The sequence below is a fragment of the Microbacterium sp. zg-YB36 genome, from assembly GCF_024623575.2.
Classification (GTDB): Bacteria; Actinomycetota; Actinomycetes; order Actinomycetales; family Microbacteriaceae; genus Microbacterium.
In genome coordinates, this window is the sequence record NZ_JANJFD020000001.1 from 375,139 (window position 1) to 398,602 (window position 23,464).

The 23,464-nt window shown below is 70.1% G+C and carries 15 protein-coding genes and 1 pseudogene; 6 read left to right on the forward strand and 10 right to left on the reverse strand.

Going from position 1 to position 23,464, the window contains the following annotated elements; genetic code table 11:
* Positions 1-60: 60 nt before the first annotated feature.
* The 3 genes from hemW to lepA are packed head-to-tail and all read right to left on the reverse strand — an operon-like array spanning position 61 to position 3,821.
* Positions 61-1,278 carry a radical SAM family heme chaperone HemW gene (hemW, locus tag NQ151_RS01830; protein WP_257526831.1) on the reverse strand — a complete coding sequence of 406 codons (1,218 nt, stop codon included), beginning with the start codon at positions 1,276-1,278 and terminating at the stop codon, positions 61-63.
* Entirely contained in the window at positions 1,278-1,928 is a 651-nt protein-coding gene (locus tag NQ151_RS01835; protein ID WP_257509713.1) for a DUF1990 domain-containing protein, read from the reverse strand. Before NQ151_RS01835 ends, hemW begins: the two co-directional genes overlap by 1 nt.
* A gap of 42 nt (positions 1,929-1,970) precedes the next feature.
* Positions 1,971-3,821 carry a translation elongation factor 4 gene (gene lepA, locus NQ151_RS01840; RefSeq protein WP_257509712.1) on the reverse strand — a complete coding sequence of 617 codons (1,851 nt, stop codon included), beginning with the start codon at positions 3,819-3,821 and terminating at the stop codon, positions 1,971-1,973.
* A gap of 230 nt (positions 3,822-4,051) precedes the next feature.
* Between lepA and NQ151_RS01845 the strand changes: the two genes are divergently transcribed.
* Positions 4,052-8,767, forward strand: a complete 4,716-nt coding sequence (locus NQ151_RS01845) for an ExeM/NucH family extracellular endonuclease (RefSeq protein WP_353477553.1) — start codon at positions 4,052-4,054, stop codon at positions 8,765-8,767.
* Positions 8,768-8,838: 71 nt separating this feature from the next.
* Positions 8,839-9,573: an alpha/beta fold hydrolase gene (locus NQ151_RS01850; protein WP_257526832.1), complete on the forward strand. Its 735-nt coding sequence runs from the start codon at positions 8,839-8,841 to the stop codon at positions 9,571-9,573.
* On the opposite strand, the gene NQ151_RS01855 is transcribed toward NQ151_RS01850, so the two are convergent.
* A complete protein-coding gene (locus NQ151_RS01855) occupies positions 9,542-10,771 on the reverse strand; it encodes an MFS transporter (RefSeq protein WP_257526833.1) in 1,230 nt (409 codons plus the stop codon). The genes NQ151_RS01850 and NQ151_RS01855 overlap by 32 nt on opposite strands.
* 251 nt (positions 10,772-11,022) lie before the next feature.
* On the opposite strand from NQ151_RS01855, the gene rpsT reads away from it, so the two are divergent.
* Together rpsT and NQ151_RS01865 are read left to right on the forward strand one after the other, a co-directional pair.
* Entirely contained in the window at positions 11,023-11,283 is a 261-nt protein-coding gene (rpsT, locus tag NQ151_RS01860) for a 30S ribosomal protein S20 (RefSeq protein ID WP_257509709.1), read from the forward strand.
* Positions 11,284-11,471: 188 nt separating this feature from the next.
* Positions 11,472-11,936, forward strand: a complete 465-nt coding sequence (locus NQ151_RS01865; RefSeq protein WP_257527806.1) for an NUDIX domain-containing protein — start codon at positions 11,472-11,474, stop codon at positions 11,934-11,936.
* Between the two features lie 11 nt (positions 11,937-11,947).
* Here the strand turns inward: NQ151_RS01865 and NQ151_RS16725 are convergent.
* Both NQ151_RS16725 and holA read right to left on the reverse strand, forming a co-directional pair.
* Positions 11,948-12,811: pseudogene (locus tag NQ151_RS16725) on the reverse strand (GNAT family N-acetyltransferase); the annotation flags it as partial.
* 22 nt (positions 12,812-12,833) lie between these two features.
* Positions 12,834-13,886, reverse strand: coding sequence for a DNA polymerase III subunit delta (gene holA, locus NQ151_RS01875; protein WP_257526834.1), 1,053 nt, complete (start codon positions 13,884-13,886; stop codon positions 12,834-12,836).
* A 175-nt stretch (positions 13,887-14,061) separates the two neighbouring features.
* Between holA and NQ151_RS01880 the strand changes: the two genes are divergently transcribed.
* Positions 14,062-15,369 (forward strand): ice-binding family protein, encoded by a 1,308-nt coding sequence (locus NQ151_RS01880; protein ID WP_257526835.1) that lies wholly within the window; start codon positions 14,062-14,064, stop codon positions 15,367-15,369.
* Here the strand turns inward: NQ151_RS01880 and NQ151_RS01885 are convergent.
* The 4 genes from NQ151_RS01885 to NQ151_RS01900 all read right to left on the reverse strand — a co-directional run bounded on the left by NQ151_RS01885 (position 15,252) and on the right by NQ151_RS01900 (position 22,734).
* Positions 15,252-17,744, reverse strand: a complete 2,493-nt coding sequence (locus NQ151_RS01885; protein WP_257526836.1) for a ComEC/Rec2 family competence protein — start codon at positions 17,742-17,744, stop codon at positions 15,252-15,254. The genes NQ151_RS01880 and NQ151_RS01885 overlap by 118 nt on opposite strands.
* A complete protein-coding gene (locus NQ151_RS01890; RefSeq protein ID WP_257526837.1) occupies positions 17,741-18,352 on the reverse strand; it encodes a ComEA family DNA-binding protein in 612 nt (203 codons plus the stop codon). The genes NQ151_RS01885 and NQ151_RS01890 overlap by 4 nt, the downstream gene beginning before the upstream one ends.
* A 418-nt stretch (positions 18,353-18,770) precedes the next feature.
* Complete coding sequence (gene leuS, locus NQ151_RS01895; protein WP_257526839.1) at positions 18,771-21,353, reverse strand: leucine--tRNA ligase; 2,583 nt, start codon at positions 21,351-21,353, stop codon at positions 18,771-18,773.
* 70 nt (positions 21,354-21,423) lie between these two features.
* Entirely contained in the window at positions 21,424-22,734 is a 1,311-nt protein-coding gene (locus NQ151_RS01900; RefSeq protein ID WP_257526840.1) for an anthranilate synthase component I family protein, read from the reverse strand.
* Positions 22,735-22,776: 42 nt separating this feature from the next.
* Between NQ151_RS01900 and NQ151_RS01905 the strand changes: the two genes are divergently transcribed.
* A complete protein-coding gene (locus tag NQ151_RS01905; RefSeq protein ID WP_257509699.1) occupies positions 22,777-23,460 on the forward strand; it encodes a DedA family protein in 684 nt (227 codons plus the stop codon).
* Positions 23,461-23,464 lie beyond the last annotated feature (4 nt).

Sequence of the window (23,464 nt, forward strand, 5' to 3'; positions counted from 1 at the left end):
CTCCCCCCTGGCACTCGTCGTCCGTGAGTGCCAATTCTATCGCGCCGACCGCCGAAAGCGTCACGCGGTGAGGGCGCGCACCACCGCGTCGGCCAGCAGCCTGCCGCGGAGGGTGAGCGCGATGCGGCCCCGCAGTGCCTGGGGGCCGTCGATCAGGCCGTCGGCGATGAGGGGTGCCACCGCTGCGCGGCCGGAGTCCTCGAGCTCGGCGATCTCGATCCCGTCGCGGATGCGCGAGCGCAGCAGCACGTCCTCGAGCCGCCGCGATGCGGCATCCGGTCGCTCCCGGCCGGCGGCCGGCGACTGCCCTGAGGTCACCCGCTGTGCGTAGGCGGCGGGGTGCTTGACGTTCCACCAGCGCAGGCCAGCGACGTGGCTGTGCGCTCCGGGTCCGTACCCCCACCAGTCGGTGCCGCGCCAGTAGGCGAGGTTGTGCCGCGAGCGGTGAGCCTCGCCGCGCGCCCAGTTCGACACTTCGTACCAGTCGAAGCCGGCGGCCGCGAGCGTACCGTCGGCCAGCTCGTACATGTCGGCTTGCAGATCGTCGTCGGGGGCGGGCACCTCGCCACGGCGGATCTGGCGGTGCAGCTTGGTGCCCTCTTCGATGATCAGCGCGTATGCGGAGATGTGGTCGGGCTCCAGAGCCACGGCGGTCTCCAGCGAACGACGCCAGTCGTCGAGCGTCTCCCCCGGTGCGCCGTAGATGAGGTCCACGCTGACGTCCAGACCCGCGCGTCGGGCGGATGCGACGGCGGTGGCGACGTTCTCGGGGTTGTGGGTGCGGTCCAGCGCCGCCAGCACGCGCGGCACGGCGGACTGCATGCCGATCGACAGTCGGTTCACGCCGGAGGCGGCGAGGTCTGCCGCGACGGCGTCGGTGACGGTGTCGGGGTTGGCTTCGACGGTCACCTCGGCGCCGGGGGCCAGTCCGAAGCAGTCGCGCACACCAGCGAGCATGCGACCCAGATCCCCCGCCGGCAGCAGCGTGGGCGTGCCGCCGCCGAAGAACACCGTGGTGGCGGGGCGGAGCGCACCGGCATCGGCCAGCACCTGACGTGACTGGGCGATCTCCCGCAGCACCGTGTCGGCGTACTGATCCTGGCGGGCGCCGCGCAGTTCGCTGGAGGTATAGGTGTTGAAGTCGCAGTAGCCGCAGCGCACCCGGCAGAACGGCACGTGCAGGTAGGCACCGAAATCGATGGTGGGATCCGGCGCCAGGTCGGCGGGCAGCGCGCCGTCGGCCGGCGCTGGCTCGCCGACGGGAAGGGTGGAGACCATCAGGAGGAGGTGGTGTACAGCGGCGAGATCGCCTGCAGATACCTGCGGAACAGCTCCCGCCGACGGCGGCGGATCAGCGCCGGCAGCACTCGGTACAGCGCGGATGCCGGCGCGTCGAATGCTCGCACCGTGAACCAGACCTCGTCGTTGTCGAGCCAGTCCAGCATGAACGACTCTTCGCCGCTGACGACCGAACCACCGACGGTGCCCAGGGCGAAACCGATGCGGCGGGATTCCTCGGTGCAGAAGATCACCCGCAGCTCCGCGTCGGCGCGATGTCCCTTGACACGACCCTGCACGCGCACGGTGGTACCGGGACCCACATAGGGGGTGCCGTCGGCGTCGTAGCGCTGCTCGGTCTCGTGGCGGCTCGGGGCCACCGGGGTGCCCTCGGCGTCGAAGGCGACACCGGAGTACGTCGGACCGGAAGCAGGGCGGACGTCGGACAGTTCCAGACCGGCACCGCGCAGCGGACCCCACGACAGCAGCGCGTCACCGGCGGTGTGGAAGCGGGCCTCGCCGCTGCCGATGCGCCATGACTCGTGAGCGGGGATGCTGCGCTCGGGCGGGTACTGCAGCAGATCGGACGCCTGCGTCGCCCCGACGGCGGCGTAGTCGACCGTCTCGTCCCTGAAAGTCCCGCGGCGCATGGGATCCAGCCTACTTCCTGGGGTTGCGTTGACGGCGTGCAGTTACCTCTTCTCCTTGCCCTCGATATCGCCGGAGAGGGCGGCGATGAACGCTTCCTGGGGGACTTCCACGCGGCCGACCATCTTCATGCGCTTCTTGCCCTCCTTCTGCTTCTCGAGCAGTTTGCGCTTACGGGTGATGTCACCGCCGTAGCACTTGGCCAGCACGTCCTTGCGGATCGCGCTGATGTTCTCGCGGGCGATGATGCGCGCCCCGATGGCGGCCTGGATGGGCACCTCGAACTGCTGGCGCGGGATGAGTTTGCGCAGCCGCTCGGTCATCATGACGCCGTAGGCGTACGCCTTGTCGCGGTGCACGATCGAGCTGAATGCGTCGACCGCTTCACCCTGCAACAGGATGTCGACCTTGACCAGGTCGGCTTCCTGCGTGCCGGTGGGCTCGTAGTCCAGGCTCGCGTAGCCCTGCGTGCGGGATTTCAGCTGGTCGAAGAAGTCGAAGACGATCTCGCCGAGGGGCATGGTGTAACGCAGCTCCACGCGGTCCTCGCTGAGGTAGTCCATCCCCAGCAGCGAGCCGCGACGCGACTGGCACAGCTCCATGACCGTGCCGACGTAGTCCTTCGGCGTGAGGATCGCGGCCTTCACCATGGGCTCGGCCACCGAAGCGACCCGCCCGTTGGGATATTCGCTGGGGTTGGTCACGATGACCTGTTCGCCGGTGTCGGTCGTGACGTCGTAGATGACGCTCGGGGCGGTGGTGATGAGGTCGAGTCCGAACTCGCGCGAGAGCCGCTCGGTGATGATCTCCAGGTGCAGCAGCCCCAGGAACCCGCAGCGGAAGCCGAAGCCCAGTGCGACCGAGGTCTCGGGTTCGTACTGCAGCGAGGCATCCGACAGCTTCAGCTTGTCGAGCGCCTCACGCAGGTCGCCGTAGTCGCTGCCGTCGATCGGGTAGACACCCGAGAACACCATCGGCTTGGGATCGGTGTAACCGGCGAGGGCCTCGGTTGCGGGCTTGCGCGCCGTGGTGATCGTGTCGCCCACCTTCGACAGGCGCACGTCCTTCACGCCCGTGATGAGGTAGCCCACTTCGCCCACGCCGAGTCCCTTGGTGGGTACCGGTTCGGGGTTGGAGACGCCGATCTCCAGCAGCTCGTGGGTCGCGCGCGTGGACATCATCTGGATGCGCTCACGCGGCTCCAGCTTGCCGTCGATCATGCGCACATAGGTCACGACGCCGCGGTAGGAGTCGTACACCGAGTCGAAGATCATCGCCCGGGTCGGCGCATTCGGGTCGCCCTTGGGCGGCGGGATGTCACGCACGATGCGGTCGAGGAGTTCTTCCACGCCAACACCGGTCTTGCCGCTGACGCGCAGCACGTCGTCGGGGCTGCCGCCGATGAGGCCGGCCAGTTCCGCCGCGAACTTCTCTGGGTCTGCCGCCGGCAGGTCGATCTTGTTCAGCACCGGGATGATGTGCAGGTCGTTCTCGAGGGCCAGGTACAGGTTCGCCAGCGTCTGCGCCTCGATGCCCTGGGCGGCATCCACCAGCAGCACGGCGCCCTCGCACGCGGCGAGCGAACGGCTGACCTCGTAGGTGAAGTCGACGTGCCCGGGCGTGTCGATCATGTTCAGCGCGTAGGTCTGGTCGGCGCCCGCCCACGGCATGCGGACTGCCTGCGACTTGATCGTGATGCCACGCTCGCGCTCGATGTCCATGCGGTCCAAGTACTGCGCACGCATGTCGCGGTCGGAGACGACGCCGGTGATTTGCAGCATACGGTCCGCCAGCGTCGACTTGCCGTGGTCGATGTGGGCGATGATGCAGAAGTTACGGAGCTGCTCGGGCGGCGTAGCGGCGGGAGCGAGAGGCTTCAGGGCACGGGGTGACATGTCCCCTCGAGTCTACCGGCGCCCGGCTGAGCCTGAGTCGGTGCATCGGTACCTGCTTGGCGGAGGGGGAGTTTAGGGGAGCTTGCCGCTGACACGCCAGCAAATGCCCGGTGAGAAAGAGTTAACCAAATTGCCTCTTGCCGAAGGTAACGATTGCACCGAATGCTCAGTACGGCGGACGGTGTCTGCGCGAATCCCCCCAACGCGCCCGAACCGCTCGGGAGATCACCGTGACGCACCGCACCCACCCCCGCCCTGCGCGCCGCCCCATTGCCGTCGTCGCGGCCTTCGCGACCGCCGCTGCCGGGTTGACCTTCGCGCCAGCGGCCGCGCACGCCGCCGTCACGGTCGACGCCCCCGTCGTCATCTCGGAGGTGTACGGCGGTGGCGGCAACGCCGGCGGCGCGTTCAACCGGGACTTCATCGAACTGGCGAACGTGTCGGATGCCGCGGTGGACCTGTCCGGCTACAGCGTGCAGTACGCCTCCGCCACGGGCGGCAACTGGCAGGTGACGGCGCTGAGCGGCGTCACCCTGCCCGCCGGCGCGCAGCTGCTGATCGGGCAGGCGACCGGGGCGGATGCGACGCAGCCCGGATTCACCGCGGACGTGGAAGGCGCCATCGCGCTCAGCGGATCACAGGGCAAGGTCGCCCTGGTGTCGGCGCAGACACCGCTGTCCGGCTCCACCGGGCTGGTGGACCTGCCCGAAGTGGTCGACTTCGTCGGCTGGGGCGCGGCCAACCACTTCGCAGGCACCGCCGCTGCTCCCGCGACCGGAAATTCCCAAAGCGTCAGCAGGAACGCGGAGTTCTCCCACACCGCCGACAACGCCGCCGACTTCGCCCTGGCCACCCCCACCCCCGTCGGACGAGGCGGAACCGACCCCGACCCAGAGCCGGAGCCCGAGCCGGAGGTCGTCGCGATCGCGGAGATCCAGGGAACGGCCGACGTCTCCCCGCTGGCCGGGCGTACCGTCATCACGAGCGGTGTCGTGACGGCCCACTACCCCTCCGGCGGGTACAACGGGTACGTCATCCAGACCCCCGGCACCGGTGGCACGCTGGATCAGGCGACCCACGTGGCATCCCACGCCGTGTTCGTGTACGCGCCGGAGGCATCCGGTGAGGTCGCGCTGGGAGACACCGTGCAGGTCACCGGCGTCGTGTCCGAATTCGACGGTCTCACCGAGATCACCGTCGCGCCCGGCGCGGCGACGAAGCTCGCCCCCGCCGCGGCACCGACCCCGGCCACCGTCGGCTGGCCCGGTGCCGCCGCTCAGCGCGAAGCGCTGGAATCCATGCTCGTGGCCCCGCAGGGCGCGTTCACCGTCACCAACACCTACAACACCGGCCAATACGGCGAGGTCGGGCTCGCGGCAGGGGCCACGCCGCTGCGTCAGCCGACGGATGCCGCTCGCCCCGGTTCCGCCGAGGCAGCCGCGATCGCCGCCGACAACGCCGCCCGCGCCGTGACACTCGACGACGGGGCCAGCCGGAACTTCCTCAGCGCCGCCAACAGTGCGCTCACCCCCGCCTACGTGTCGCTGGTCGAGCCGGTCGTCGTCGGCGGGACCGCGACGCTCACCGCACCGGTCATCGTGGACTACCGCAACAACACGTGGAAGTTCAACACCCTCACGCCGCTGGCCGGCGACGGCTCCGGCACTGATGGCGTCGTGTTCACCAACCCCCGCACCGCCGCCCCCGAGTCCGTCGGCGGCGACCTGTCGATCGCGTCCTTCAACGTGCTCAACTACTTCACGACCCTCGGCACCGAGAACGCCTCCTGTGTCGCGTACTCCGACCGGTTCGGTGACGGCGTCACGGTGCGCGAAGGCTGCGACCAGCGTGGGGCGTGGGATGCCGAGGATCTGGCACGCCAGCAGGCGAAGATCGTCGCCGCCATCGAGCAACTCGACGCCGACGTGGTGGGCCTGATGGAGATCGAGAACTCCGCTGCCCTCGGCGAGCAGGCCGACGAGGCCACCGCGACCCTCGTGACCGCTCTCAACGACGCGGCGGGCGAGGACACGTGGGCCTACGTCCCGTCGTCCACCGAGCTACCCGATCCCGCCGGGCAGGACGTCATCACGAACGCGATCATCTACCAGCCCGCCGCCGTCTCCCCCGTCGGCGCCGCGCGCGCCCTGGGCGACGAGAGCGGCGACGACCAGGCGTTCGGCAACGCCCGCGAACCCATCGCGCAGGTGTTCGAACCCGCCGACGGCGGCGAGCCGTTCCTGTTCGTCGTCAACCACTTCAAGTCGAAGGGTTCCGCAGGCCCGTGGCCCGGCGACGCCGACAGCGGCGACGGACAGGGCGCGTCGAACGAATCCCGCGTGCGCCAGGCCACCGCGCTGCGCGACTGGGTGGCACAGATCCAGGGCGACGTCGAGGCCGTCGCGCTCGTCGGCGACTTCAACTCCTACGGCCAGGAAGACCCGCTGCACGTGCTCTACGACGCCGGCTACGTCAGCGCCGAGCAGGCGTTCGGCGTGACCACGCAGTCGTACAGCTTCTCCGGACTATCGGGATCGCTCGACCACGTGCTGCTGAACGACGAGGCACGGGGGCGCGCTAGCGGCGCCGACATCTGGAACATCAACTCCGGCGAGGCGCTGTCACTGGAGTACAGCCGCTTCCGCTCCCACGGCACCGAGTTCTACGCCGACGACGTCTACCGCTCCAGCGATCACGACCCGATCAAGGTCGGACTCAGCGCGGATGCCGCGCCGGTCGCGCTGACCCTGCTGGGGATCAACGACTTCCACGGTCGCATCGACACCAACACCGTGAAGTTCGCCGGCACCGTGGAGCAGTTGCGCGATGCGGCATCCGGACCGGTGCTGTTCCTGTCGTCGGGTGACAACATCGGCGCGTCGCTGTTCGCCTCGTCGATCGCGCAGGACCAGCCGACGATCGATGTGCTCAACGCGCTGGAACTGGACAGCAGCGCCGTCGGAAACCACGAGTTCGACCGCGGTTGGGCAGACCTCGAAGGGCGCGTGCAGGACGCATTCGACGCCCCGCAGCTGGGCGCGAACGTCTACCTCGCCGGCACCGAGACTCCCGCGCTGCCGGAGTACTCGCTGCACGAGGCGGATGATCTCACCGTCGGCGTGATCGGCGCCGTCACCGAGGAGACCCCGTCGCTGGTCTCGCCCGCCGGCATCACGGCGCTGGAGTTCGGCGACCCCGTCGAGGCGGTCAACCGCGTCGCGGCCCAGCTATCAGACGGCGATGCCGCCAACGGCGAGGCCGACGTGCTCGTGGCGCTCTATCACGAGGGTGCCGGTGCCGGCACGCCCGACGGCTCGACGCTCGAGGAGGAACTCGCCGCCGGTGGACCGTTCGCTGCCCTGGTGAACGACACCACCGCCGACGTGGACGCGATCTTCACGGGACACACCCACAAGGAATACGCGTGGTCGGCGCCGATCCCCGGCACCGACCGCACCCGCCCCGTGGTGCAGACCGGCTCCTACGGCGCCCGCATCGGCGAGATCACACTGACGGTGGATGCCGCCACCGGCGAGGTCGCCGCGCACACCGAGCGCAATGTCCCGCGCACGACGGTCGATGACGCGGTGCTCATCGCGCAGTACCCGCGGGTGGCGGAGGTCGACGGGATCGTGGATGCCGCAATCGCCGCCGCCGCAGAGGTCGGCAACACCGCCGTCGGTGAAGTCGCCGCCGACATCACCACGGCACACGCCGGCGGATCGTTCGTGAACGGGGTGTGGACCGGTGGCACCCGCGACGACCGGGCGTCGGAGTCGGCGCTGGGCAACACCGTCGCGAACATGCTGCGCGATTCGCTCGCGGACCTCCCCGACGGTGCCGTCATCGGCGTCACCAACCCGGGTGGGCTGCGCGCCGAACTGTGGGACACCCAAGCGGAGTTCCAGGGGACCGCGGTGCCGGGCCTCCCAGACGGCACCGTGTCGTTCTCGCAGGCCAACGCGGTGCTGCCGTTCAACAACACGCTGGGCCTCGTGACGCTGACCGGCGAACAGTTCGTCACGATGCTCGAGCAGCAGTGGCAGACCAACGCCGACGGCACCATCCCGCAGCGGCCGTATCTGCAGCTGGGACTTTCCGACAACGTCACCTACACGTTCGACCCGGCGCTGCCTGCAGGCCAGCGCATCACCTCGGTCACCATCGACGGCCAGCCGCTGGACCCGGCGGGCGAGTACCGCATCGGAACGTTCTCGTTCCTCGCCGCCGGGGGTGACAACTTCCGGGTCTTCACCGAAGGCACCGGATACGTCGACACCGGGCTGCAGGACTACGAGGCGTGGGTGGACTACATCGCCGACAACTCAGCGTTGGCCCCGTCATTCGCGAAGCACGCCGTACAGGTGAGCGGGGTGCCCGAGACGGTCGATCCCGGCGCCGCAGTGCAGTTCTCGGTGGCGGGGCTCAACCTCACCAGCCGGGGCGCGCCGGAGAACACCACCCTGTCGGTGTCACTGGGCGACACCGTGCTCGGTGAGGTACCCGTCAGCGCGGGAGCGGCGACCGTCGCGGTGACCCTCCCGGCGGATCTGCCCGCCGGGGCCGCAGCGCTGACCCTCACCGCCCAGCCGTCCGGAACCGTCGTGACCGTGCCGATCGAGGTCACCGACACCGTCGAGCAGGCCCAGACCACGACGCGCCTGGTGCCGCTGCTGCCGGTGCACGTCAACCGGTTCCTGCCCACGACGCTCGTCGCGTACGTGCAGCAGGACGGCGGGCGTCCCGACGGCGTGGTCGAATTCCGCAGGGGCGGCGCCGACGGTGCGATCGTGGGGACCGCCACCGTGCGCAACGGGCTGGCAAGCCTGCGACTGGGCACCCTCAGCCGCGGCATCCACTCCTACACGGCGGTGTTCGTGCCGAAGGACACCGTCGCCGTGGCCGGCTCGACCAGCCGCAGTGCCACCGTCAGGGTCATCGGCTGACGGTTCAGCCGGCCGGCGGTGAGGGGCTGCCCGAGGCCCCTCACCGCACGGTCGACTCGTAGGCTGAACCCATGACGGTGCAGGTCGTATTCGTACACGGGATCCGCACGTCGGCGAGCATGTGGCGCGCACAGGTGGACTACCTGACGGCGCGGGGCGTGGCGGCACGCCCGCTGGACCTCCCCGGCCACGGCACCCGCATGGCCGAGACGTTCACGCTGGAGGGCGCGTTCGACACCATCGACGACGCGGTACGCGATGCCGCGACGCGGGGGCCGGTGCTGCTGGTGGGCCACTCCATGGGCGGGTTGCTGGCCACCGAATACGCCGGCCGCGAGGACCGTCCGCCGCTGGATGGTCTCGTGGGGGCCTCGTGCACTGCGATCCCGCGCGGGGTGGGGCTGGCCGCCTACCGGCTGCTCGCCCGCGGGTTCGACGCGCTCCCGGGTCGGGGCATGTGGTTCACCCGGCGGATGCTCGCCCGCACCCTGCCGCCGGAGACCCGGGAGGACTTCGGAGCCGGCGGCTACGCCCTCGACGCGCAGGACGTCGCGATGCGGAGTCTGTCGGTGCTCGATCTGCTCGCGGCGCTGCGGCGCATCGAGGTGCCCACCTGGTTCGTCAACGGACAGTACGACCAGCTGCGGGTCAATGAGCGGCTCTTCACCACCCTGGTGCCGCACGCCGAACTGATCGTCGTGCCGCGCACCACCCACCTGGTGACGGCGATGCGGCCCGGGGTGTTCAACGCAGTGCTCGGACTCGCCGTGGCGACTATCGAACGAGGCGCACCCGGGCCGTCATGACGGCGCCGGCCACCGAGAACGCCGCGGCCGCGGCGAACAGGAGCCAGAACCCGCCGACGGCCGCCACCAGCAGCGCGCCCAGGAGTGGCCCGAGCAGCTGGCCGAGGTTCGCTGAGACGTTGACGATGCCGAGATCGCGGGCGTGGTCGGCGGCGGTTGGCAGCAGATCGGCGGCCAGCGCCAGCCCCACGGACGTGAACGCGCCATACCCGAGACCCAGCAGGGCGCCGGCGACGAGCGTGGTCTCATACGTCGGCGCGACGGCCAGCAGCAGCGCGGCGACGGCCTGCACGAGCGCGGATGCCACCATGATCCCGGTGCGGCGGTGCGTGCGGTCGGACACCCAGCCGCCGGCGACGGAGGCGACCACGACGAACACCGTGTAGACGAGGATCAGCAGTAGCAAGTCGTACTCCGCGTCCGTCGGATGCCGGTGCAGGCCGTAGATCAAGAAGAACAGCAGCAGGGCGGTGCCGAGCCCGTTGCCGATGTTCACGAAGAGGCGGCCGGCGAGCATCCAGGTGAAGTCGCGATCGCGCAGTGCCACCAGGCGCCCGGCCCACGACGTCTTCACGATCGGCGGGATCTGCACGGCCGGGTCGGGCAGCCGCAGCGCCGCGGCCGTGCCGAGCACGGCCATGAGCACCGCGAGCAGCAGGTAACCGGCGACGATGTCCAGCTCGAACAGGGCGATGACTCCCACCCCGACCACGAGGCCCAGCGCCTGCGCCGAGCCCACCGCGGCCGACGCGGTGCCACGCTGAGAGGTGAGCTGGTCGGCGATCAGCGCGGTGAACGCGGCGGATGCCGTGGCGAACCCGATCGACACCCCGATCCACGAGATCCCGATCAGCCAGGGTCCTTCGGCGAACGCGGTCGTCACCAGCGCCGCCGCGGCGAGCCAGCTGCCACCCAGAGCCCAGGGCCGACGGCGGCCGATGCGCGAGCGCGTGCGGTCGGACAGCGCACCGGCCAGCGGGCCCACCACGATGGCCGCCACTCCCCCGGCGGCCAGAACGAGCCCCGACCAGATGACCCCCGAGATCCAGCCGTCGGCGTCGTCGGGCGTGTCCAGCTGCAGCGGCAGCAACAGCTGCACCGGGACGAGCTGCACCGCCCATAGCGCCAGCCAGGCCAGGGTGAACAGCGTGAACCAGGGCGCACCGACACGGTGACCGGTCTGGGCGGGGTGCGTCATCGCGATCCTCCCCCGGCGTCTCGGCCGGGCGGCGAGCCGGTCGGGTGCCGGCGGAACCGATCATGCCGTAGGTGCGGGCGATCGTGCCAGGGTGCGGCGGGGGGGTGGCCGTGACCAGGCGAGGGGCGGAGACCTGCTAAACTCGGTGCTTGACTTGCGTGTGGGCTTCCTCTCTCACACGACCGTCGTGCGGCACCCCTCTACTGTCGCCCGACATTCCACTATCACTCCGAACGAAAGATACGTCGAACGTGGCGAACATCAAGTCGCAGATCAAGCGCAACAAGACCAACGAGAAGGCACGCGAGCGCAACAAGGCTGTGAAGAGCGAGCTGCGCACCGAGGTGCGTCGCACCCGCGAAGCCATCGCCGCAGGCGACAAGGCCGCTGCCGAGAAGGCTCTCATCAAGGCGGCCAAGAAGCTGGACAAGGCCGTCAGCAAGGGCGTCATCCACGAGAACCAGGCAGCGAACCGCAAGTCGGCCATCGCCAAGCAGGTTGCCGCGCTCTGACGCACCTCGAGCATGAAGGCCCGTCCCCTCGTGGGGCGGGCCTTTTTCGTTGCCCAGGATGCCTGCGTTCTGGTGGCAGCAGTTGTCGCCTCGCGCGCGTGCAAGCGACAGGAGCTTCGAGTTCATCTCTCGGCTCCTGCTAGCCTTTCTCGATGAGCGCGCCCATTGCCACTGACCGCCGCGGGAACATGCTCATCGCCATCACTACAGCGACAGCCGAAGAGCTCGACGACGCCGCAGCCCACACTCCTTGCCCGCTCGCGCTCGTCGTACTCATTGACAGTGTGACGGGAGACGTGTTGTTCGGCTTGAACACCTGGCGACGTGAGTATGAGCTTCCCGGCGGAATCGTCGAGTCCGGGGAAGCGTTCGTCGAAGCAGCTCGCCGCGAACTCGAAGAAGAAACCGCAATTCGCGTCGAGACTCTCGACCTCGTCGGTTACGCGCGTTTCGCTCTGACGGATCCGAACCGCGAGGAACTGGGAGCGGTTTACCGAGCGGAGGTCACTGGCCAGCAAGCAGCCGCCAGCGATGAGATGCAGCACTTCGTATGGAGGAAGCCGTTGAGCGAGTCGGAGCTTGCGATCTCTGCGCTCGACGACGCGATCGCAGACCGGGTGTCTCGGTCGCGGCGGAGGTCGGTCACCGGTTGACGTGCGGTGAACCCGGTCTTGATATAGGTGGCGAGGGCGGCCTCATTTGAGTTCTCCGCGACCACGACGGCGGTCGATGCGCCGGCTTGCTGCAGAGCGTACGCACCCGCGAGGGTGATGGCCGACCCGTATCCGTGACCGTGGTGGTCGCGGTGGACGCCCATGGGCTCGATCAGGCCCGGTCGGCCGGGTCCCGCGGTCCAGACACTAGTGACGGCGACGGGGACGTCGTGAGTGTCGTAACCGATCAGGTGATGCCCTGGCCTGGCGAAGGGACCGGTGGCCATCGTGATCCACCGTTGGGTCAGGCGCTGGTGGGTCGCCTCGTCGAGCGGTGTTCCCTTGAAGGCGGACCAGTGCACGCCGATCCAGACATCCGCCTTCTCGAACCCCACACTTTCCACACGGAGGTCGGCCTGGCTCGACCGACGCGGCCCCACTCGTCCGGTGAGGTCCTTGCAAAGCGGAGTCCAGGGCTCGTCATCAGCCCAACCGCTGCGTCGAAGCTGAGCGAGCAGTGCGCGAGCGCCGCGAGCTTCGATCACAGCTTCGCTCGATGTGATCACCCCCGTTGCGGGGTCTGTCAGGTCGCCCGCGATTCGGGCGGCTAGTACCTCATCGTCGACCGCAGACGGATCCAGAGCCATCCGGAGGGCGTTTCCGTCGAGCATCGCCACAGCAACCAGTGAGGCATCACTGGTCCAGATACGCAGGTGTGTGGCGGTCTGCTCAGCGCCGACCATCGAGTGCCAGCCCACGTCACCGGGGTGGAGGTGGCCGGGCCAGTCATCGTTCTGCCAGCCGCTGAGTTCCGCGATCAAGCGCGGCAGGTCTGCCACGACTGGAGTAGCGAGTTCGATCGTCACGCGCTCCATCCAAGCGGTCCGCGAGCGACGGTCAGGTGCCGAAGGGCTGGCGCGTCGCGATGACGGTCACCAGCCGCTCCACGGCGAACACCGCGTCCCGCGAGCCGCCCTTGACCTCGGCATCGGCGCGCGCGGCGGCCTGGATCGCCATGCCCAGCGACGTCTCGTTCCAGCCCATCAGATCGCGGCGGGCGCGGTCGACCTGCCAGTCCTTGAGTCCGAGGCGACCGGCCAGCGCGGAGGACGGCTCGCGGTGGCCCGCGACCCGCGCCATCGTGCGAAGCTTCATCGCGATCGCCGCGACCATGGGCACGGGGTCCGAACCGGATGCCAATGCCTGCCGCAGTCCCAGCAGCGCCTCGCCGTACCGCCCGGCGATGGCGGTGTCGGCCACGGCGAACGCCGACGTCTCAACACGACCGCCGTAGTAGCGCGTGACGATGGCCTCGGTGATGTCGTCAGGGACGTCGGAGATGAGCTGCTGGCAGGCAGCGGCGAGCTCCGTGAGATCGTCGGCGAACGCCGAGACGAGCGCGCGCAGCGCGCCGGGGGCGATGCGCTTGCGGGCAGCGGAGAACTCCCCCGCCGCGAAGTCATAGCGGTCGCTGTCGCGTTTGACCGCGGGGCACGCGACTTCGACGCCGCCGCCGGTGCCCGCGCGGATCGTGTCGAGCAGTTTCTTGCCACGCACGCTCGCGCCGGTGTGGCGCAGCACCACCGTCGCGCCGTCCTGCGGGTGTTCAAGGTACGAGATCGCCTCAGCCAGGAATGTGTCGGAGCACTTCTCTACCCCTGACACCCGTACCAGGCGCGGCTCGCCGAACAGCGAAGGCGACGTCACCCCCAGCAGCGTGCCGGCGGCGTAGTCATCGGCGCGGATGTCGGTGACCTCGAGGCTCGGGTCCTCGGCGCGCAGAAAGTCGCGCACACCGGCGATGGCGCGTTCGGCGCAGACCTCTTCGGGGCCGGACACCAGTACGATCGGCGCCGGTTCCGGACTGCGCCACGACAGCTGGCGGATCTTGCTGGCGGGGGCCTTGCCGGCCGGCTTGCGCGCTGCGGGTCTGCGCGCGGGAGATGCCATGACTCCAGCCTATCCCGCGGCACCGACGCCCCACCGGCGGGGGCGCGTGTTGGTGGTTCGCTATGCTGAGAATTTCGGTGCGAACCCCCGCGGAATGGATGACGCGCCCGCAAGCAGCACGGCCGGATCGTCGTCGACGCTCCGAAGACATTACCTCTCTCAGGCAGGGGCCACGTTGGCCAGTACGACCATTTTCCGTTCATTCATCGTCGCCGCGGCGGGCATCGGTCTCGCCGCATCGCTGGCCATCGGCGGAGGATCCGCCGCATCGGCCGCGACCGTCATCGACGGGCCCATCGACCTCGGCACAGCCGCCGAGTTCGCGGTCCTCGGCGCGAGCGCGGTGACGAACACCGGCACTTCCGTCCTCAATGGGGATCTCGGCGTTTCGCCTGGGACCTCGATCACCGGGTTCGGCCCCGGCATCGTCACCGGCACCGTCCACCAGAAGGATGCCGAGGCCGCGCGAGCGCAGACAGCCGCCACCACCGCGTACAACGTCGCTGCCTCCCTCACGCCGACGCAGACCGGGATCGGCGAACTCAGCGGGCTCAGCCTGACACCGGGGGTCTACAACGGCGGCGCACTGCAGCTGTCCGACAACGGCATCCTCACCCTGGCCGGGAACGCCAACTCGGTGTGGGTGTTCCAGGCGTCATCCACGCTGACGATCGGTTCGGACACCCAGATTCTCATCACCGGCGGCGCGAACGCGTGCAACGTGTTCTGGCAGGTCGGCAGCTCGGCGAGCCTGGGCATCGACGCGCAGTTTCACGGCACGATCGTCGCCGATCAGGCGGTGACCGCCACAGCGGGCGCCGACATCACCGGCCGCCTCATCGCACGGAATGCAGCCGTCACCCTCGCAGGCAACACCATCACCGCCCCGACCGGATGCGCGCCGCCGGCCACACCCTACGAGACCGTCGCCCCGGTGATCACCTCAGGCGCCCCCACGGGCGCGATCGCCGGCACCCCGTACGCGTTCACCGTGACGGCAACCGGGACGTCGCGCCCCACCTTCTCCGTGATCGGCGTTCTGCCTGCAGGCCTCACGCTGGATGCCACGACCGGCGTCATCTCCGGCACGCCGACCACCGCGGGAGAGAACACCTTTACCATCGTCGCCGGCAACGGCACGACGCCCTCAGACGGGGAGACGTACACGGTAGTCGTCGAGCCCGCAGCCGTGGCGGCACCCGGACCCGCACCTGCTCCGGAACCGGGACCCGCACCCGCACCGGAACCGGCGCCCGCCCCTGCTCCGGGATCGGGACCTGCGCCCGCTCCGGACCGCGCCCCGGCATTTGTACCCGCACCGGCTTACGAAGCCGGCACGACCACCGGTGACGCTACGGAACTGGCCTACTCGGGCTCGAACGCGGTCAACCCGCTCGCCGGCGGCGCGCTGCTGCTTCTGAGCGGTGCCGCTCTCGTCCTGGTCGCGCGCCGTCGCCGACTTGCCGGCTCGTCTCGCTCCTGACCTGACGAGCCTCGGCCCGTCTTCGCGAGCGGGCCCCGCCACAGCGGCGGCGCCCGCTCGCGCCACACTCCGACTCCGCGCTCGTCCGTAGAGAGCACGACGATGCCGTCACGATCGGTACGCGCGATCGTCGCGCCCATATTCGCCAGCAGGTTGAGGATCTCGGCACGCGGATGCCCGTACTCGTTGTCGGCACCGACGGTCACGACCGCGACAGCGGGACGCAGCGCCCGATACAGCTCATCGGCCTGGTCCGCGCTGCCGTGGTGGGCGACTTTCACCGCGTGGTACCGCGAAAGCAGCTCGCCTGACGCCAGGAGCGCCCGTTGCGGCGCCGCCGACAGGTCGCCGAGGAACAGGCTCGACGGCACGTCGCCACCGACCACTTCCAGCACGACCGAGGCGTCGTTGCCGGAGGCGAAGGCCGCCGAGCGGGTGGGCGGCCACAGCACACGCCAGCGTGCGTCACCCAGCTGCCCGGCGGCATCCGTCGTCCCGGCGACCAACCGTGCACCCGCGTCGAGAAGCCGTCGCAGCGTCGCACGCGCCCCGGCCTTCAACGCCGGGCCATGCAGCACGACATCGACACGACCCGCCAGCGCTTCCGCTCCCCCGATGTGGTCGGCATCGAAATGGGTCAGCACGAGCAGGTCGACACGGTCCACGCCGAACCGGTGCAGGCACCCCTCCAGCGCGTCACGATCGGGACCGGTGTCGATGAGGGCGATCGCGCCGGCGGAGCGCACCAGCACGGCGTCGGCCTGCCCCACGTCGCATGCGGCGACGGTCCACCGTGACGGCACGGTGAGCGGGCCGAGCACGCTCGACAAGGCCGCCCCGCCCGCGCCGACTCCGAGCAGAAGGGCCAGCATCAGCGCGCTGCCCGCACGCACGGTGCGCAGGAGCGGGGTCGCGCCGCGCGCGATGCACACCACCGCGATCGCGGCCCCTACCGTGGCAAGCAGCACGACGCCCCAGCCGCCCTCCGGCCAGGGCACAGACGCCGCGGGGAGGCGCGACACGGTGTCGGCGGTGCCCGCGATCCAGGCGGCCGGCACCCAGGCGAGCGCAGCCAGGCCCGACTGCACGAGCGGAAAGGGTGCCGCCATGCACGCCGCAAGCCCGACGATCGTCGCGATGGGCGCCGCGGGCGCGACGAGCAGGTTCGCCGCGATCCCGTAGAGCGAGACCGAGGGTTCCAGCACGATCAGCAGCGGCCCGCAGACCAGCTGAGCCGCCAGCGGCAGCGACAGCGCGAGGGCGAGCGGGCGCGGCATCCATCGGGAGATGCCGTCTGCCAGTGGCCCCGCCAGCAGCAGAAGTGATGCGGTCGCGGCGGCCGACAGTGTGAACCCCATCTCCCCCGCCAGCCACGGATCGCCCACCAGCAGCACCAGGACCGCCAGGCACAGCACCGACAGCCCCGCACCGACGCGGCCGAGCATCACCCCCAGCATCGCGATACCGGCCATGACTGCGGCGCGTACCACGCTCGGTTCGGGAGTGACGAGCACGACGAATCCAGCCAGCGCCACGAGCGCGACGGCGACGCGGATGCCGCGACGTGCACCGCACAGCGCCGCCGCGGCGAACGCGATACCCACCACGAGGGCACAATTCGCACCAGACACCGCGGTCAGGTGTGACAGCGATGACGTCTTCATGGCGGCATCCAGTTGCTCGGAGACCGCGGACGTGTCGCCGACGGCAAGGCCCGGGACGAGGTTCGCGCCCGGCGGCGGCAGATCCGAGGTGGAGGCCACCAGGCTCTGGCGCAGGTGAGCCGCGGCGGCGAGGGCGCCCTGGGGTGCGGCCAGCACGGTGAGACCGGTGCCGGCCTGCAGGACGAGCACCGCGCGCTCCCCCGGGTCGGCGGGGAACGCCGTGCCGAGCACCTCGATACGCGCGCCCGGAGCGAGGGCGCCGTGCCCCGTGACGTCTCCTGGCGCAACTCGCACCGTGACCGGCAGCGAGACGGGGTACTCGTCGGGACCGATGCCGATCCGCTCGGCGACGGCGTCGAACCCCAGCCCGCCTGCCGAGGGCTCTACTTTGCCTGTCACGGTCGCCTGCACGCGCAGCGCGCGGCCGCCGTCGATGGCGAGATGGTCGGTGGTCCGTCCCGCCTGGGCGAGGGAGAGGTGCGAGAGCGCGGCAGCGGCACCGGCACACGTGATCACGACCACGGTGGCCACCGTCCGAGCCCTCGGTGTTGCGACAGCCAGGGCCAGCGCGCCGAAGCACAGCACCCACACCACGACCGCGGCACCCGCAGCCGCGTCGGCGTGCGCCGCGCCGAGGAGCGCCGCCGCCCAGGCGCCGGCGGCGGCCGGGACGAGCCGCAGGTCGCGTCTGCGGGCCCGGCCCAGGCTCACAGCGTCACCAGGTCGCGCAGCGCCGCGAGCATCTTGTCGCCGATCCCCGGGACGGCCAGCAGGTCGTCGACGCTGGTGAACCGGCCGTTCTCGTCGCGCCAGTCGATGATGCGCTGGGCCAGGGCGGGTCCGATGCGCGGAAGGGTGTCCAGCGCCGCGAGATCGCCGGTGTTGAGATTGACCTTGGCGCCGGCCGGGCCTGCCCCGCCGGGCTGCACCACGTTCGGCGGGACCGCCTCGCCGACGACCGGCACATGCAGTTGCTCGCCGTCGACGACGATGCGCGCGAGGTTCACCGCCGCCTCGTCTGCTCCCTCACCGAATCCGCCCGCCGCGGCGATGGCGTCGACGACGCGCGCGCCGTCGCCGAGCCGGTAGAGCCCTGGGACGGCGACCGCCCCCGAGACGTGGACGTAGACCGCCGCGACCGGAGCGGTCGGGTCGGGCGCGGCATCCGTCCCGGCGATCGTGACCGTCTCGACCGGCGCGGCAGCGGAGCGCAGGATGCCGATCGCCACCGTCACGGCGAGGGCCGCGATGACCACGACTGTGACCGCGCCGACGCCGAGACGCCGCCGGGCGCGCGGTGCGGTGTGCTCGCCGGTCACTCCGCCACGCTAGGCGCGGCGTCTCCTCCGCATCGCGGCGTGTGGCCGCATCCGTGGAGGGTCGCGGTGTACCGCGCGCCGTGGAGGAAGCGCCGGTCCGCCGCCCGCGCCTCGCGGGGTGCGGGCACCGCGCGCCGCGGCATCCGCAGCCCGCCGCCACTTCTTCGGAGAACGCCGGTTCTTCGGACCGAAACGCCCGGGTCGGTCCGAAGTTGTGCAGATCTCCGAAGAACTGGCCCGCGGATGCCGCCGCTCACCCGCGTCGCGGCATCCGCAGCCCGCGCCACTTCCTCGGAGAACGCCGCTTCTTCGGACCGAAACGCCCGGATCGGTCCGAAGAACTGCAGTTCTCCGAAGAACTGGCGCGCGGATGCCGCCGCAAGCGACCGCGCGCGAACGCGGCCGCCCGCGGCAGGCCTCAGGCGGTGGTGAAGCTGACGACCTTCGGGGCGCGCACGACGGCGCGCGTGATCTCACGACCGGCAAGCGAACGCACGACGCGCTCGTCGCCACGGGCGAGGGCCTCGAGGTCGGCCGCGTCGATACGCGCTGCCACGTCGAGCGTCGCCCGCACTTTGCCGTCGATCTGCACGATGGCCTTCACCGAATCCTCGACCAGCAGCGTCGGGTCTGCCTGACGCCACGGCACGAGACCGACGAACGGCTCGTAGCCGAGGATCTCCCACATCTCCTCGGCCGTGTGCGGTGCGAACAGATCCAGGATCATTGCGGTCGCCTCGGCGGCCTCGCGCACGGCAGGGTCGGCAGGGCCGGCCCCGGTGTCGATGGTCTTGCGGGTGGCGTTGACCAGCTCCATCAGGCGAGCGACCACGACGTTGAACTTGGTCTGCTCCACCAGCGCGGGCGCGTCGGCGAGCAGCCGGTGCGTCACGCGGCGCAGCCCGGTGTCACCCTCGGCCCAGACGACATCGGGCTTGCTGGTGACGTCGTTCGCGACGCGCATCGCGCGCGCCAGGAACTTCGCGGCACCGACCGTGGAGACGTCGGCCCAGTCCTTGTCGTCCTCGACGGGCCCGGCGAAGGCCAGGCCCACGCGCAGCGCGTCGGCGCCGTGGGCGTCGAGCTCCTCCTGGAACAACACCAGGTTGCCCTTGCTCTTGGACATCTTGGTGCCGTTGAGGATCACCATGCCCTGGTTGATCAGGCTCGAGAACGGCTCCGTGAAGTCGACCTGACCCATGTCGTACAGCGCCTTGGTGATGAAGCGCGCATACAGCAGGTGCAGGATCGCGTGCTCGACGCCGCCGATGTAGAAGTCCACCGGACCCCAGCGGTCGGCCTCGCGCTGCGAGAACGGCTGGGTGCTGTCGCCGGGCGAGAGGAACCGCAGGAAGTACCACGAACTGTCGACGAACGTGTCCATCGTGTCGGGGTCGCGCAGCGCCGGCTCGCCGGTCTCGGGGTCGACGGTGGAGACCCAGTCGGTGGCGGCGCCCAGCGGCGACGCACCCTTCGGGGTGAGGTCCAGACCCTGCACCGACGGCAGCTCGACGGGCAGCTGGTCGGCCGGCACCGGCACGATGCGGTCATCGGCGGTGTGAACCATCGGGATCGGCGTGCCCCAGAACCGCTGACGCGAGATCAGCCAGTCGCGGAGGCGATAGGTCTTCGCCGCGCGACCGGTGCCGGATGCCTCCAGCAGCTCGATCGCCTTCGCGATCGCGTTGCGCTTGTTCATGCCGTCCAGAGGGCCCGAGTTGATCAGACGCCCCTCGCCGGTGAGCGCGATGCCGGTCTTGGCGGGGTCGAGTTCATCGGATGCCAGGTCGCCGGCGGCATCCACCGGCTCACCGGCGTCATCCACCTCGATCACCGGGATCGACCCGGTGACAGGGGCGGTCGTGTCGACCACCACCCGTACAGGCAGGTCGAAGGCGCGGGCGAAATCAAGGTCACGCTGGTCGTGGGCTGGGACGGCCATGACGGCGCCGTGCCCGTAGTCGGCCAGCACGTAGTCGGCCGCCCAGATCGGCAGCCGCTCCCCGTTGATCGGGTTGATGGCGTACCGCTCCAGGAAGACACCCGTCTTCGGGCGGTCGGTGGACTGGCGGTCGATGTCGGTTTCCTTCTGGACGCTCGACAGGTAGTCCTGGAAGCGCATACGCACCTCGGCGGAGGCGCCGGCGACCAGCTCCGCGGCCAGATCGGAATCGGGAGCCACGACGAAGGACGTCGCACCGTGCAGCGTGTCCGGCCGGGTCGAGAAGACGGTGACCTTGTCGGCGCGCCCCTCGATCTCGAAGTCGATGTCGGCGCCGACGGAGCGGCCGATCCAGTTGCGCTGCATCTGCAGCACCTTGTGCGGCCAGAACCCCTCGAGCTGGTTCAGGTCGTCCAGCAGCCGGTCGGCGTAGTCGGTGATGCGGAAGTACCACTGCGTGAGCTTCTTCTTCACGACCTCGGTGCCGCACCGCTCGCAGTGCCCGTCCACGACCTGTTCGTTCGCCAGCACGGTCTGGTCCTTGGGGCACCAGTTGACCGGGCTCTTCTTGCGGTACGCCAGCCCGCGCTCGAACAGCTGCTGGAACAGCCACTGGTTCCAGCGGTAGTAGTCGGGGTCGCTGGTGTGCAGCACCCGGCTCCAGTCGAACGAGACGCCGTACTGCTTGAGGCTCTCCTTCTGCTGGTCGATGTTGGCGTACGTCCACGCGCGCGGGTCGGCACCGCGGGTGATGGCGGCATTCTCGGCCGGCAGACCGAACGAGTCCCACCCGATGGGGTTGAGCACGTTGTAGCCGCGGTGGCGCCAGAAGCGCGCCACGATGTCGGAGTAGAGGTAGTTCTCGGCGTGCCCCATGTGCAGGTCGCCGGAGGGGTACGGGAACATCGCCAGCACGTACTTGCGCGGGCGGGTGTCGGTGTCGCCACCGGCGCGGAACGGATCGGCCTGCTCCCAGAGTCGCTGCCACTTCTCCTGAATCGCATGCACGTCGAAGCCGACGCTGTCGCCGGTGGAGTCTGAGAGAGGCGTCTGGGACACGGAAAAGGCCAATCGTGGGAGTGCTCGGGTAGCGCGAAGCGCGTCGTCCCACATTACCGGAATGTGTCTGTCACCACTCTGTCGGCAACTGCGCTCCCAGCGCGGCCAGCGGCGCCCGGGCCTTCAGCGCGACCTCGGCCACTTCGGCGGCAGCGTCGGATCCCCACGTGATCCCGCCGCCGGCTCCGACGTAGGCGCCCCCGGCGTGCACCACCACGGAACGGATGACCATCGCCAGGTCGGCGGCGCCGTCGGATCCGACCCAGCCGAAGCAGCCGGCGAACACCCCCCGCGGGCCCTGTTCCAGCCGGTGCAGGATCGTCATGGCCGACCGCTTCGGCGCCCCGCTCATGCTGCCGGCAGGAAACGTCGCCGCGAGCAGATCGCCCACCGTGACCTCCGGCAGCAGGCGGCCCTCAACCGTGCTCACCAGCTGGTGCACAGCGGGGTAGGTCTCCACGGCCAGCAGTTGGTCGACGGCGACGGATGCCGGTTCACACACCCGTGACAGGTCGTTGCGCATGAGGTCGACGATCATGACGTTCTCGGCGCGCTCTTTGGCACTGGCCTGCAGTTCGGCCGCCGATGCGGCATCCTGCGCGGCATCCGCCCCGCGCGGCCGGGTGCCCTTGATCGGTCGGGTGTGCACGACCCCGTCCGAGACCTGCAGGAACCGCTCCGGGCTGGCGGAGATCAGCGCCACGCCGTCACTGCGAATGAGCCCGCCGTGGTGGGAGGGTGACGAGGTACGCAGGCGCAGGTGCACGGCATGAGCATCGAACGGCGCGGATGCCGGGACGTCGAAGCGCGTCGTCAGGCACAGCTGATAGGCGTCGCCCTCGCGGATCGCGTCGCGGCACTGCTCGATCTGGTGCGCGTACTCCTGCGCGCTTACGCGCGCGCGGGCGCGGTGCGGCGCTGCCGCCGGCACTGAGGGCGTCGCGGCTGCCGACCAGGACGTGACCCGCGCGGCGAACGCGTCGACCTCGTCGGGGGGCGCGACGGCCCACAGCCGCTTGCGCGCGTGGTCGACGGCGACGAAGCGAGTCGCGCGCAGCCACAGCTCTTCGGGGGCCGCGGAATCCTCTTCGTACGCAGCGCCGGCGCGGCCGGACGCGCGGTCGTAGCCCATCCAGCCGATCCACCCGCCGTGGAACGGGCCCCACGGCTCCGGTGCGCAGCGGTGCGGCGCGCCCAAGACCACGGCCTGTACGACCGAAGGGTCGGTCTCCGGGTCGCCGACTCCCATCCAGCTCCACCCGGTGGTGGCATCCGGTCCGGCATCGAGCCAGTAGGCGTGCTGCTCGTTTGCCGGGCCGGCGGCGAATACCGCCGACGGATCTGCCCAGCGCAACGGGAGGGCGGACAGAGTGGGTAGCACCTTCTCAGGCTAGAGGGCGGGGTGCGGCCCTAGGCTCGGAGCGTGAACGAGTTCCTCACCTGGATTCTTGACGCGGTTCAAAGCGTGGACCCGGTGCTTCGGACGGTGTTGGCGGGACTCGCAATCATGCTGGAGACCAGCGTTCTGATCGGTCTCGTCGTCCCGGGCGACACTGTCGTCATCGTCGCCGGCACCGCGGTGGCCTCACCGCTGGAGGCGGTGCTGCTGGTCGTCGCGGTGATCCTGGGGGCGCTGGCGGGCGAGAGCATCGGATTCTGGCTGGGCCGCGTGCTCGGGCCCCGCATCCGCTTCTCCCGCGTGGGAGCGAAGATCGGCGAGCACAACTGGGTGCGGGCCGAGGTGTATCTGCGCAGGCGCGGCGGGCCGGCGATCTTCATCTCCCGTTTTCTGCCGGTGCTGCATTCGCTCGTGCCGCTGACGGTCGGGATGAGTGGCTTCGCGTACCGACGATTCCTGGCCTGGACAGCGCCCGCGTGTGTGCTGTGGGCGATCGCGTACGTCGGTGTGGCGGCCGCAGCCGCGGGCACCTATCGGGAACTATCCGACCAGCTGCACTCCGCCGGCTACATCTTCGTCGGCATCATCGTGGCGTTCCTGCTGCTGGCATACCTGGCCAAGCTCCTGATTTCGCGCCGTGAACGGCGCCATTTGGATGCCGAGGACACCCCGTCGTCACCACATGCTGGAGAGGGCATGGGAGACTGATCGG

Bases quoted from the DNA above. Each gene is read 5' to 3' on its own strand.
- hemW (WP_257526831.1), bottom strand. From the start codon at position 1,278: ATGGTCTCCACCCTTCCCGTCGGCGAGCCAGCGCCGGCCGACGGCGCG.
- NQ151_RS01835 (WP_257509713.1), bottom strand. From the start codon at position 1,928: ATGCGCCGCGGGACTTTCAGGGACGAGACGGTCGACTACGCCGCCGTC.
- lepA (WP_257509712.1), bottom strand. From the start codon at position 3,821: ATGTCACCCCGTGCCCTGAAGCCTCTCGCTCCCGCCGCTACGCCGCCC.
- NQ151_RS01850 (WP_257526832.1), top strand. From the start codon at position 8,839: ATGACGGTGCAGGTCGTATTCGTACACGGGATCCGCACGTCGGCGAGC.
- NQ151_RS01855 (WP_257526833.1), bottom strand. From the start codon at position 10,771: ATGACGCACCCCGCCCAGACCGGTCACCGTGTCGGTGCGCCCTGGTTC.
- NQ151_RS01865 (WP_257527806.1), top strand. From the start codon at position 11,472: ATGCTCATCGCCATCACTACAGCGACAGCCGAAGAGCTCGACGACGCC.
- holA (WP_257526834.1), bottom strand. From the start codon at position 13,886: ATGGCATCTCCCGCGCGCAGACCCGCAGCGCGCAAGCCGGCCGGCAAG.